Genomic DNA, 11,594 nt, shown 5'->3' with positions numbered 1-11,594 from the left:
TCGGAGAGTGTGGTTCGATGACCGACACTCGCTGCCGTCGCCGGCGATCCCGACACCAGACCCTCGTCGGGGAGGCCGAACCGTGAGCTTCCAGCTGAAGGTGGCGCGACGCGGGGCGTTCGCCGTCCTGTCGATGTTCCTCATCGTCACCGTCGCGTTCGCGTTCGTCACCCTCACCGAGGACCCGAACGTCGGCGCCGTCGCGTACGAGGCGTCGAACACCGGCGGCGACCCGAAGGAAGCCGTGCAGGCGTACCGCGAAGCCAGGAACCTGAACGACCCGTTCCTCCAGCGGTACGCGAAGTGGATGATGAACGTCGCGACGCTCGACTGGGGGCTCTCCTACAGCACCGGTCAGTCCGTGCTCGGCGTGCTCGGCAGCAGCCTCCCGTTCACGCTCCTCTATCTCGTCCCGTCGATGCTCCTGTCGCTCGTCATCGGCGTCACCGTCGGCCTCTACTCGGCGCTGAACCAGCACTCGCTGAGCGACAAGTTCGCGACCGCGACCGCGTACTTCAGTCTCGGCACGCCGAACTTCTGGCTCGCCCAGATACTGTTCGTGGTCGCCATCACGCAGATGAACTGGGTCCCGTACCTCTACATCGCCCCCGGCTTCGACATCTGGGGCGGCACCCTCTCGCTTCCGTTACTCCCGGACGTGCCACTCCTGAAAGGCGACCTCGTGAAGTACTACTCGCTGCCCGTCGTCACGCTCACGACCGTGCTTCTCGCCGGCCAGCTCCGGTACGCGCGCGCCGAGAGCCTCGAGTACGTCGACGCGGACTTCGTGAAGATCGCGAAAGCGAAAGGCGCGGGCCCGATCCGGATCGCGGTCCACATCCTCCGGAACGCCGCCATCCCGCTCGTCGCGCTGTTCTTCACGGACATGCTCAGCGTCCTCGTCCTGAACATCTTCGTCATCGAGTTCGCGTTCGCCATCCCCGGGTTCGCGCAGGTGAGCATGAACGCCATCACCGCCCGCGACCTCCCGCTCATCCTCGGGATGACGATGGTCATCGCGCTCGTCGGCGTGTTCGGGAACTTCCTCCAGGACATGGCGTACACCGTCCTCGACCCCAGAGTCGGGAGCGACGCGGAGTAGGTCGACCGCGGACATCGCTCTTCTCCCTTCCAATCAAGACGATACACCGAACCGACGGCCTGGCGGCCGTCGGATGCTACCGGAGTCCGGTCAGTCGTCGCCGTCGGCGTCGACGATGACGACCTCGCCGTCGACGACGTCGACGTTCACGAGCGTCTTCACGTCGTAGCCCGCGTCCGCGACCTCGTTGTCGCCGCCGACCTTCTTGATGACGGCGACGGTGTCGACGACGTCCGCGCCGATGTCGTCGAGCGCGCCCAGTACGGCCGCGAGCGTCCCGCCCGTGGAGAGGACGTCGTCGAGGACGAGCACGCGGTCGCCCTCGCGGACGTCGTTGATGTACATCTCGTTCTCCGAGTATCCCGTCGTCTGGTGGAGCGCGGTCTCGCCGTCGAGCCCGTACTCGCGCTTCCGGATGACGGTCAGCGGGATGTCCGTCATGAGCGACACGGCCGTGGAGATGTGGATACCCATCGCGGCCGGTGTGACGATCTTGTCGACGTCGTCGAGTTCCGCCTTCCGGATGATGCGGATGACGATCTCGCGCAGCAGCCCCGGGTCGAGCTGGGGGACGCCGTCCGAGATCGGGTGGACGAAGTAGTGATAGCCGTCTTTCTCGATGATCGGGCACTCGAGCAGGGACTCCTGCAGTCGGTCCATGCCGGAACTACTCCATGCGAAGCAAAAAGCTGGCGGTCGACGCGCCGATATCGGCGTCAATCCTCGACCGTCGTCGCGGGCCCGTTCCCGGCGTCCGTGCCTGCCGCGCTCGCGGTCGCTGCATCCGCGTTCCAGGACGCGAGCACGAGGAACTCGTCGTCGTCGGTCACCCAGAGGACGTAGACGCTGTCGTCGGCGTCGACGCCGTCGAGCGTCGCTGACTCGCCCGCGGAGACCGTCCGGCCGCTCGAGAAGTTCCCGACCGGCTCGAACCCCTGGTTCACGAGGCGGACGCGGTCCGCGTCCAGGTTGTCGCCGCCGTAGTGCGTGACGACGAGCGTATCCGTCGACGGGTCGTGCGCGAACGTGAACGACGCCTCCGGCCGCGGCTCCGTCGGCAGCACGGCCGATTCCAGGTCGAAGACGACGACGCCGGCGACGAACGCAGTCGCGACGACGAGCGCCGCCATCAACGTCGCGTGCAGTGCGTTCGTCCCACCGGCTCGACCCGTCACCATGTACTGATGACATCTCGGGCGGTGGCTACGAGAAGCTTCCGGCAGTCGACACGCGCACTCCCGTCAGGAGTCGGTGCTCGCGATGATGGACGACCGCTGGCCCTCCTGCCAGACGAGCTGGACCGACGACGACTCCTTGATGTTCGCGGTGTCCTCCTCGATACGGAGTTCGTCGCCGCTCGTGACCCCGTCGTTCCAGTCGGTGCCCGCACCGGTCGTGAAACCGCCCACCGACGACCCGTCCTCCCACGCGATGGCGCCGTCGACGGTCACGCGGAGCGTGCTCGTCGCCAGCTCGTCACCGCCGTTGTGCCGGAGAATAACTGCGTCATCGGTCCCGCCGCCGCTCGCGATGTCGAACTCGAACTCGATGACGGCATTCGGTTGCTGTTCGGTGACGGCGTTCCCGATGTCGAGGACGAACGCGCCGATGGCCGCGGAGAGGACGACGGTCACGGCGACCATCAGGATGACGCCGATGACCGGCGAGACGGCGTCGTCGTCGGTCAGCAACCCGCGGATGTCGGTCATCGACCCACGGTTAGCCGTGGACTTGGTTAAAACGTCCGGCCGGAGCGACGAGCGTACCGGCCCGTCGAGCGAGCCCGTTCAGGCGTCGTCGAGGTCGATCTCGGGCGGCGAATCCAGGTCCGCGAGGCGCATGTTCCGCTCGTGGTAGACGTGCACCGCGGCCGTGAGCGTGAACGCGATCGAGATGAGGAACGCCCACCCGAGCCCGTCGAGGACGTCCGAGTACGGGACCTCCGCCCAGATGGCGACGCAGAGCGCGCACGCGACCGCCCCCATCGAGAGGTAGAGCTCGCGCCACGGGAGTTCGTGCCCGGGCACGATCTCGAGGTAGATCGCGAGGTCGTTCGCGCGGTCGGTCGCCTCGATGACGCCCTCGTCGGCGTCGTAGTGCACGATGTTCACCTCCGAGAGTCGCGGCAGGTGCGTCTGCTGGAGCGTCGTGTACACGCGCTTGCGTTGTTCCGCCGAGACGTCCTCGCACGTCGTGTCGTACTCCCACGCGGCGACCTGCGTCGCGAGTTCACCGAGCTCGACGGGTTCGTCTCGTCGCTTCAGGTACTGGAGCACGAACCGCCGGCGTTGGTTTCGAAGTACGTCGAATATCTCGCCCTTGGAGAGGTCTTTCGAGGACCGCGCCGAGGACGCTAGCACGCCCACGATTCGCCCTCCGTCGGTACAGGGACCACCTGACCACCAGTCATGCTTGCCCCAACGTCACGCGCCGACGACCATAACTATTCTGTGGCAATCCCCGCCGGCACCGCGACACCCCGCGGCAATGTGACGTCGCGACACCCCCGCGGCAATGTGACGTCGCGACACCCCCGCGGCAATGTGACGTCGCGACACCCCCGCGGCGGTCGGACACCTCGATACCCGGAGGCGTCGGGTTTGAGAAGTATTAAGTCCGGAACGTGCCGGGTTGGGACTAGACATGGCTGTAGATCTCGCGACGTTGCTTGCCGTCGTGGGGTTGCCGTTCCTCGCCGCCGCACTCACCCCGTTCGTCTACCGGTTCCTGGGCGAACGGACGGCGTACTACGCCGCGGCGGTCGCGCTCGCGTGCCTCGGACTGGTCGCGAGCCTCTTCGGCACCCACGGTGCGGCGAGCGTCCAGTGGATACCCGCCCTCGACGTATCCCTCCGGTTCTACGTCGACGGCCTCTCGCTGCTCATCGCGACGCTCGCGAGCGGCGTGGGCGTCCTCATCCTCACCTACTCCGGCGCGTACATGCACGACGAGTCGGGGCAGGCGAAGTACTACGCGGCGCTGCTGGCGTTCATGGGGTCGATGCTCGGCGTGGCGTTCGCCGCGGACATGATCGTCCTCTTCCTGTTCTGGGAGTTGACGAGCCTGTCGTCGTACGTCCTCATCGGGCACTACCAGCGCGCGGGCCCGTCGCTGTACGCGAGTCGGAAGTCGATGCTCATCACGGTCGCCGGCGGGTTGTTCATGCTCGCGGGCTTCCTCGTCCTGCACGCGGTGTCGGCGGACGCGCTCGGGTCGGCGACGTGGGCGCTGTTCGGCGACGGCGGCATCCTGATGCCGGAGAACGCCGCGGCGATGCAGGCCGCGCTCGCCGAGCAGGGCCTGCTCGTGCCTGTGGTCGCGCTCGTCGGCATCGGTGCGGCAGCGAAGTCCGCGCAGGTCCCACTTCATATCTGGCTGCCGAACGCGATGGAGGCCCCGACGCCGGTGTCGGCGTTCCTGCACTCCGCGACGATGGTGAAAGCCGGCGTCTACCTCGTCGGGCGCCTCCGGCCGCTCCTCGGCGGCGAGGAGTGGACGGCTGCGTTCGTCGCACTCGGGTTGCTGACGATGACGGTCGCCGCCATCCTCGCGGTCGCGGCGACGGACATCAAGGAACTGCTCGCGTACTCCACGGCCTCCCACCTCGGACTCATCATCGCCGGGTTCGGGTTCACGTCGTTCTACGGCGCGGAGACCGGCGCCTTCCACATCGTGAATCACGCGCTGTTCAAGGCCGCGCTCTTCCTCGTCGCCGGCATCGTCGCGCACGAGGCCGGGACGCGCGCGCTGAACGAACTCGGGGGGCTCCGCGAGGACCTCCCGATCACGGCCGGTATCGCGGTCATCGCCGGCCTCGGGATGGCGGGCGTCCCGCCGTTCAACGGGTTCTACTCGAAGGAGTTCCTGTTCAAGGCCGCGTGGGAGTACGCGACCGTGCACGGCGGCGTCGCGTTCCTCGTGCCAGTCGTCGCGGTGTTCGGGAGCGTCTTCACGTTCCTGTACTCCATCCGGTTCGTCGCGATGTTCTTCGGCGACAAACCGGACGCGCTCGGGCACGTCCACAGTCCACCAGCGATAATGCTCGGCCCGCCGGCGTTGCTCGCGACGCTCGCCGCGGTCGTCGGCCTCGGCGGCGTCACCGCGACGTTCGGCGTCCACCTGGAACCGCTCGAGACGTTCGTCGCGAGCGTCATCCAGGCGACCGGCGGCGAACTCGGCGGTGGCGCGCACGCGGTCGCCGCGAGCGGCGCGGCGGGCGCGGTCGCGAAAGGCAGCGAGTTCACGTACCACCTGCCGACCTCCCGGGAGACCCTGCCGGCGGCGACGATGAGCGCCATCACGATCGTCCTCGGCGCGGCGGCGTACACCGAGTACGACGCGCTCCACGACCGCCTCGACGACCTCATCTCGGGACCGTTGACCGCGAACTACTACTACGACGGCCTCACCGACGGCGCGAACCCGTTCAGTGACCGCGTCCGCGAGGCCGTGCAGACGCGGCGCCTGCGGACGTACGCGACGTGGACGCTCGCCGCGTTCGTCGTCCTCACGCTCGGCGCGTACGCCGCCGCGGAGGTCGCCGTCGCGCTCCCCATCGACGAACTGTTCCCCGTGACGCCACCGAAGCTCGCGACCTGGCTCGTGCTCGCGCTCGCCGGCGTCGGCGCCGCGATGGTCGTCCGCGCGAACTCGCACGTCGCAGGCGTTCTCACGCTCTCCATCCTCGGGTTCATGATCGCCATCTTCTACATCCTCTCGAAGGCACCCGACCTCGCGCTCACGCAGCTCGTCGTGGAGACGCTCTTGCTCGTCATCTTCCTGCTCGTCCTCGACCGCCTCCCGGCGTTCTACGGGAACGTGACGCGGTCGACCGCGCTCCGTGACGGCGTCCTCTCGGTCGCGGTCGGCGCGACCGTCGCGACGACCGTCCTGCTCGCGACCGCCACCCGACCGGACTCCATCGCGACGTACTTCGTCGAGCGCGCGTACCCCGACGGCGGTGGAAGCAACATCGTCAACATCATCCTCGTCGACTTCCGAGCGTTCGACACCATGGGCGAGATCGCCGTCGTCTCGATGGCCGCGCTCTCCATCATCACACTCATCGCCCTGCGGGAGCGAGGTGAGACGCAATGAGTCGCTATGGAGATGACACGACCGTCATCGCGCGAACCGCGACGCGCATCGTGTCCCCCATCATCTTCGTCACCGCGATCGCGCTCCTCCTCCAGGGGCACAACCTCCCCGGTGGCGGGTTCATCGCGGGCGTGCTGACCGCGGCCGGGTTCGCGCTCATCTACGTCATCTTCGGCGTCGACTACGTGCAGGACACGCTCCTGCATCGGGACGTCGAACCGGCCTTCGGCATCCCGCGACCGGCGCTCGCCGCGGACTACCGCACGATGTTCGCGCTCGGCCTGCTGGTCGCCGCCGGCGCGGGCGTCGTCGCGATGTTCTTCGCCGACACCGGGTTCGCGTTCCTCGGCCAGCACGACTGGCTGTACGACGTGAAACCGCTGTTCAAGTTCCACTTCGCGAGCGCGTTCGCGTTCGACCTCGGCGTGTACCTCGTCGTCGTCGGCGGCCTGCTCGCCATCGTCTCGGTGGTGGGGGCAGAATGACGGAAGTCGTGCTCGCGGCCGTGCTCGGGTTCCTGTTCGCCGTCGGGACGTTCCTCGTCCTGCGGCGCGACGTGGTACGCGTCGTCTGGGGCGTGAGCATCATCTCGCAGGCCGCGAACGTCTACCTCATCACGATGAGTTCGCTCGGCGGCGGCGCGGTCCCGTTCGTGTCCGCCGGTGGGGCGGATGCGCCGGCGACCGTCGACCCACTCGTGCAGGCGCTCGTCCTGACCGCGATCGTCATCGGGTTCGGGACGACCGCGTTCGCGCTCGTCCTCACGTACCGCACGTACGAGGAACACGGCACCATCGACATGCTCGAACTCGCTGACGGCACGGAGGAAGCGGAGACGAACGGTGCGGTGGCGACCGACGGAGGTGCCGACGAATGAGTCCGCCGGTCGCGGTCATCGCACCGCTGCTCGTCGTCCTCGGGACCGCCATCCTGACCGCGCTCGCGCACCGGTCGCTGCGCGTCCAGCGCGCGCTCTCCGTGCTCGGCGGCGTCGCGTACCTCGGCGCGGTCGCGTACCTCTTCGCTCGCGTGAAAGCCGAGGGGACGCTCGTCTACCAGCTGTCGGACTGGCGAGCGCCCTACGGTATCACGATCGTCGCGGACGACCTCTCGGTGTTCATGCTCGCGTTCGGCTCGTTCGTCGGCGTCGCCGCGCTCGCGTTCGCGGTCGCGTACGTCGACGAGGTCGGGCAGCGCGTGAGCTTCCATCCGCTCTATCACTTCATGCTCGTCGGCGTCACCGGGTCGTTCCTCACCGGCGACATCTTCAACCTCTTCGTGTGGTTCGAGGTGATGCTGATGTCGAGCTACGTCCTGGTCGTCTTCTACTCGGGGCCCGAGCACACGCGCGCCGCGCTCCAGTACGTCGTCCTGAACCTCGTCGGGAGCGCGCTCATGCTCGTCGCCATCGGCGGCCTGTACGCGACGACGGGGACGCTGAACATGGCGGACATGGCGCGACGGCTCGCCGACCCGGCGGCGTTCGGTATCACGACGCTCGCGCCCGTCCTCGGCCTCTCGGTCGTCCTGTTCGTCGTGTTCGCGCTCAAAGCGGGTATCGTCCCGTTCCACTGGTGGGTGCCCGCGGCGTACCGCGCCGCGCCCGCACCAGTGTCGGCGGCACTCGCTGGTGTCGTCAAGAAGGTCGGTATCTACGCCATCATCCGCCTGTACTTCACGGTGTTCGCGCCCGCCGACCTCGGCGAACTCGCGCTCCCCGGACTCAGTGGGTCCGGGCCGCTCGCGTACTTCGGCCCGGTCCTGCTCGTGATGGCGATCGCGAGCATCCTCCTCGGCGGGGTCGCGGCGGTGAACCGGGACCGGATCGACGACCTGCTCGCGTACTCGAGCGTCGGTCAGGTCGGGTTCATCGTGCTGCCGCTCGCCCTCGCCGCGTTCGGTATCGTCGCGGGCGTCGACGCGCCGGCACCGTACGGTGACGTCGCAGGTGTGAGCGGTCTCGCGGTGCTCGGCGTCACCGCCGCGCTCGTGTACTCGCTGAATCACGGGCTCGCGAAGAGCGCGCTGTTCCTCGCGAGCGGCGCCATCCACGACGCGACGGGCACCTCGCGCCTCGACCGCCTCGGCGGGCTCGCAGAGCGCGCGCCCGTGCTCTCCGGCGGGTTCTTCGTCGCCGCCATCGGCCTCGTCGGCATCCCGCCGCTCGTCGGGTTCTTCGGGAAGTTCCTCGTGTTCGACGCCGCGGTCGTCGCCGGGAGCGAACTCGCGCTCGGCGGGGCACTCGCCGGCGCGATACTCACGATAACGTACGTCACGCGAGCGTGGAACCGCGGCTTCTGGGGGACGCCCACGGAGGTCGTCGACGCGACGCACACGAACCGCACGCAGGTCGCGGTCGTGGTCGTCCTCGCGCTCGCGGTCGTCGGCGTCGGGGTCGCGTTCGACCCCGTGCTCGAAGCCGCCATCGAGGGCGCGACCGCGGCGCTCGACACGCAGGGGTACGTCGACGCCGTGAACCCAGACACTACCAGTAGCGCCACCAGCGGAGGTGGGCACGCATGAACGACCACGCACCCGACGACAGCGATGTGCGCGACGGCAGCGACGCGGCCGAAGCCGCCGACGCACCCGACGAACCAGCGAACACCGCGCCGCGCGAGGACCTAAGCGACGACGCGCCCCGGCGCTGGCCGCTGCTCGGGTTCGCGTTCGCCGTCCTCTGGCTGTTCGTCCGCGGCGTCGACATCGCCGAAGGCGGCGAGCTCGTCCTCGGGTTGGCGCTCGGCGAGTTCCTCATCGGACTCACGGTCGGCATCCCGATCGCCTTCCTCTTCCGGCGGTTCTTCAGTCCGACGCCCGTGCTCGTCCGGACGCCGCGAGCCGTCCTCGCCGCACTACAGTACGCGACGGTGTTCCTCTGGGAACTCCTGACGGCGAACGTCGACGTCGCGTACCGCGTCCTCTCGCCGTCGATGCCGATCGACCCGGACGTCATCGAAGTGCCCTTGCGGGTCGAGACAGACCTCGCCATCACGACCATCGCGAACTCCATCACGCTCACACCGGGGACCCTCACCATGGACTACGACGCCGAACGGAACAGCCTGTACGTGCACGCCATCGCCGCGGACGACCCGTCGAGTATCGTCGACCCGATCCGGACGTGGGAGGACCTCGCGCTCGTGATGTTCGACGAACGCCGCGACCCCGGGAGTCCGGTTCCGGAACCCGAGGGTGACGCGACCGTCGAGCACGAAGGCGTCGACGCCTGGTCGGCCGACGTCGACGAACGCGACGAGGACGCCGGAGGTGAGGACGATGCGTGACCTCGGGGTCGCGCTCGCCGCGAACGAACCGCTCGGCGGACTCGCGCACGACGTCATCGGTCTCGGCCTCGTCGTCGCCGCCGCCGTGACGCTGTTCTCGGCGTACCGCGTCGTCGCGGGCCCGTCGACGCCGGACCGCGTCGTCGCGCTCGACACCATCGGGACGAACGTCGTCGCCATCGCCGCGCTGTACGCGATGTGGACGGGTCGCGGCCTGTTCGTGGACGTGGCGCTCGTCCTCGCCATCATCGGGTTCATCAGTACCATCGCGGTCGCGCGGTTCGTCACCGAAGGAGACATCATCGAATGACCATGCTCGCCTCCCTCCCCAACGCAATCGACGGCATCGCACCTTCGACGACCGGCGCGGACGCGGTCCCGCTCGCAGCCGGCGGGTCCGCGAGTCTCAATGGACCGATCCAGGCCGCGCTCGTCGTCGCGCTCGTCGCCGTCGGCACGTTCTTCCTCGTCGTCGGCGTCGTCGGCCTCGTCCGCCTGCCGTCGGTCTACAACCGGATGCACGCGACGAGCAAGGCGACGACGCTCGGCGCGTCGTCGATGCTCCTCGCCGGCTTCCTGTACTTCGGCGGTGACGGGTCCGGGCTCGCGGCGCTCGTCGCGGTCGCGTTCCTGTTCATCACCGCGCCGACCGGCGCGCACATGATAAGCCGCGCCGCCCAGAAGATGGGCATCCCGTTCGAGGACACCGTCACCTGGCCGCGCGACGACTGACCGCGCGCGAGCACGCCGCGGCGACGACCGACCCGGGGTCGTGTCGCGGGCGAACGCACCACGGGAGCGTGTCCTTCGGGAGTGCACCCCCGGAGACGGGTGAATACCGCCATTGCCGCAACTAATTTATCGCTGCAACAACAGTTAAATGAGCGTATGCCCGAGCGAGCGGTGGACACTGGGAGGGAGACGGAACCGGCGACCGAGTCGAGCCCGCCGACCGACGAACTGCTGCGAGCGCTCGCGAAGTCGCGAACGCTCGTCCGCTCGCTTCGAGACGGCCCGAAGTACAAACGAACGCTCGCCGAGGACCTCGACGTCTCCAAGTCGACGGTCTACAACTGGGCGCGGGAACTCAACGAACACGGTGTCGTCGCCCGAACGCACGAGGGATACGAGCTCACGGCACTCGGCGCGCAGGTCGCGGCGGTCTTCCAGATGACCGTCGAGACCACCGAGCACCTCTACGAAGCCCGTCCGCTGCTCGAAGCCGTGCCCGAGTCGATGGCGCCGCCACCGTGCGTGATGGCGACCGCGTCCGTCGTGACGACCGATACCAGTCCGACCGCGCCACTGGACGCGTTCATGACGTGGGTCGAGGACGCGACGCACGTCACCGGCCTCCCCGGACTCACGTACCCGCGGAGCTTCGAGGCGGTCGCCGACGACCTCCGTAGCGGCGACATGACGTGCGACGTCGTCATCGAGAACGACGACGTCGACGCGCTCACCGCGAAGTACCCCGCCGTCTGCGAGCAGGTGCTCGCCGGCCCATCGACCGTCCACTACGTCGACGAGACCCCACCGGTGGGACTGTACCTCCTCCCGGACAGCACGCCGAACGTCGGCGTGACGACGTACACCGACCGCGGCCACATCGCCAGCTTCGTCCGCCTGTCTGGCGAGGACGCCGCGACGTGGGCGCGTGGCGTCTACGAGGACGTTCGCAAGGACGCGACGCTCGTCGACTCGCAGTAACTGGTTGCGACCGGTCGCTCCGCGCAAGCCCCTGGTCGGGAGTGACGACTCGACGATGGCAACTCGAGCGACTCGGGAGAACGTTACCGAGGTGGGATGGCCGCGGTCGACGATTCGCGCAAGTCGACGTCGAGGGTATCGACCGCGGGACAACGGTTGGTGGGTGACTAACCGCAAAGAACCCGGCCGGAGGATGGGCTCGAACGACCACTGGGGAGTGGTGGCTCCGGCCGGAGAGAGACAGGCGACGTGGGCGTCGTTGCCGTCAGCTCGTCGTCGGGGGGCGGAACGGGGCCGCGTCCAGGGAGGTCGCTCCGTCTCCGGTCGAGCGGTCGACGCCCGCGAGAGACCACGTCCCTCCCGTCACCACCGTCCATGCGAAGACAACGCACGGCAGT

The 11,594-nt window shown here is 68.4% G+C and carries 13 protein-coding genes; 9 read left to right on the top strand and 4 right to left on the bottom strand.

All coding sequences use genetic code 11. The features are described from left to right. Positions 1 to 82: 82 nt before the first annotated feature. Positions 83 to 1,102: an ABC transporter permease gene (locus ACZ48X_RS16630; RefSeq protein WP_336348640.1), complete on the top strand. Its 1,020-nt coding sequence runs from the start codon at positions 83 to 85 to the stop codon at positions 1,100 to 1,102. A 90-nt stretch (positions 1,103 to 1,192) separates the two neighbouring features. Here the strand turns inward: ACZ48X_RS16630 and hpt are convergent, their stop codons facing one another. The 4 genes from hpt to ACZ48X_RS16610 form a co-directional block, all read right to left on the bottom strand. Further along, positions 1,193 to 1,762, bottom strand: coding sequence for a hypoxanthine/guanine phosphoribosyltransferase (hpt, locus tag ACZ48X_RS16625; RefSeq protein WP_336348641.1), 570 nt, complete (start codon positions 1,760 to 1,762; stop codon positions 1,193 to 1,195). 56 nt (positions 1,763 to 1,818) lie between these two features. Next, positions 1,819 to 2,280 (bottom strand): hypothetical protein, encoded by a 462-nt coding sequence (locus tag ACZ48X_RS16620; protein WP_336348642.1) that lies wholly within the window; start codon positions 2,278 to 2,280, stop codon positions 1,819 to 1,821. A gap of 63 nt (positions 2,281 to 2,343) precedes the next feature. Further along, entirely contained in the window at positions 2,344 to 2,811 is a 468-nt protein-coding gene (locus ACZ48X_RS16615) for a type IV pilin N-terminal domain-containing protein (protein ID WP_336348643.1), read from the bottom strand. Between the two features lie 78 nt (positions 2,812 to 2,889). After that, complete coding sequence (locus ACZ48X_RS16610; protein WP_336348644.1) at positions 2,890 to 3,468, bottom strand: DUF7344 domain-containing protein; 579 nt, start codon at positions 3,466 to 3,468, stop codon at positions 2,890 to 2,892. Between the two features lie 277 nt (positions 3,469 to 3,745). On the opposite strand from ACZ48X_RS16610, the gene mbhE reads away from it, so the two are divergent. The 8 genes from mbhE (at position 3,746) to ACZ48X_RS16570 (ending at position 11,196) form a co-directional block, all read left to right on the top strand. After that, positions 3,746 to 6,199, top strand: coding sequence for a hydrogen gas-evolving membrane-bound hydrogenase subunit E (gene mbhE / locus ACZ48X_RS16605; RefSeq protein ID WP_336348645.1), 2,454 nt, complete (start codon positions 3,746 to 3,748; stop codon positions 6,197 to 6,199). Continuing rightward, entirely contained in the window at positions 6,196 to 6,684 is a 489-nt protein-coding gene (locus tag ACZ48X_RS16600; RefSeq protein WP_336348646.1) for an MnhB domain-containing protein, read from the top strand. Before mbhE ends, ACZ48X_RS16600 begins: the two co-directional genes overlap by 4 nt. Continuing rightward, positions 6,681 to 7,076, top strand: coding sequence for a sodium:proton antiporter (locus tag ACZ48X_RS16595; protein WP_336348647.1), 396 nt, complete (start codon positions 6,681 to 6,683; stop codon positions 7,074 to 7,076). Before ACZ48X_RS16600 ends, ACZ48X_RS16595 begins: the two co-directional genes overlap by 4 nt. After that, positions 7,073 to 8,722, top strand: a complete 1,650-nt coding sequence (locus tag ACZ48X_RS16590) for a complex I subunit 5 family protein (protein ID WP_336348648.1) — start codon at positions 7,073 to 7,075, stop codon at positions 8,720 to 8,722. The genes ACZ48X_RS16595 and ACZ48X_RS16590 overlap by 4 nt, the downstream gene beginning before the upstream one ends. A gap of 131 nt (positions 8,723 to 8,853) precedes the next feature. Further along, positions 8,854 to 9,486, top strand: coding sequence for a Na+/H+ antiporter subunit E (locus tag ACZ48X_RS16585; protein WP_379761979.1), 633 nt, complete (start codon positions 8,854 to 8,856; stop codon positions 9,484 to 9,486). Continuing rightward, positions 9,479 to 9,796: an MrpF/PhaF family protein gene (locus ACZ48X_RS16580; protein ID WP_336348650.1), complete on the top strand. Its 318-nt coding sequence runs from the start codon at positions 9,479 to 9,481 to the stop codon at positions 9,794 to 9,796. Before ACZ48X_RS16585 ends, ACZ48X_RS16580 begins: the two co-directional genes overlap by 8 nt. A gap of 2 nt (positions 9,797 to 9,798) precedes the next feature. Next, complete coding sequence (mnhG, locus tag ACZ48X_RS16575; protein ID WP_379761981.1) at positions 9,799 to 10,218, top strand: monovalent cation/H(+) antiporter subunit G; 420 nt, start codon at positions 9,799 to 9,801, stop codon at positions 10,216 to 10,218. A 156-nt stretch (positions 10,219 to 10,374) separates the two neighbouring features. After that, positions 10,375 to 11,196: a helix-turn-helix transcriptional regulator gene (locus ACZ48X_RS16570; protein WP_336348651.1), complete on the top strand. Its 822-nt coding sequence runs from the start codon at positions 10,375 to 10,377 to the stop codon at positions 11,194 to 11,196. Positions 11,197 to 11,594: the final 398 nt, after the last annotated feature.

The sequence above is a fragment of the Halorubellus litoreus genome (assembly GCF_055378595.1).
The sequence above is the reverse complement of the archived record's forward strand: the minus strand, read 5'-3'. Positions and strand labels throughout refer to the sequence as shown.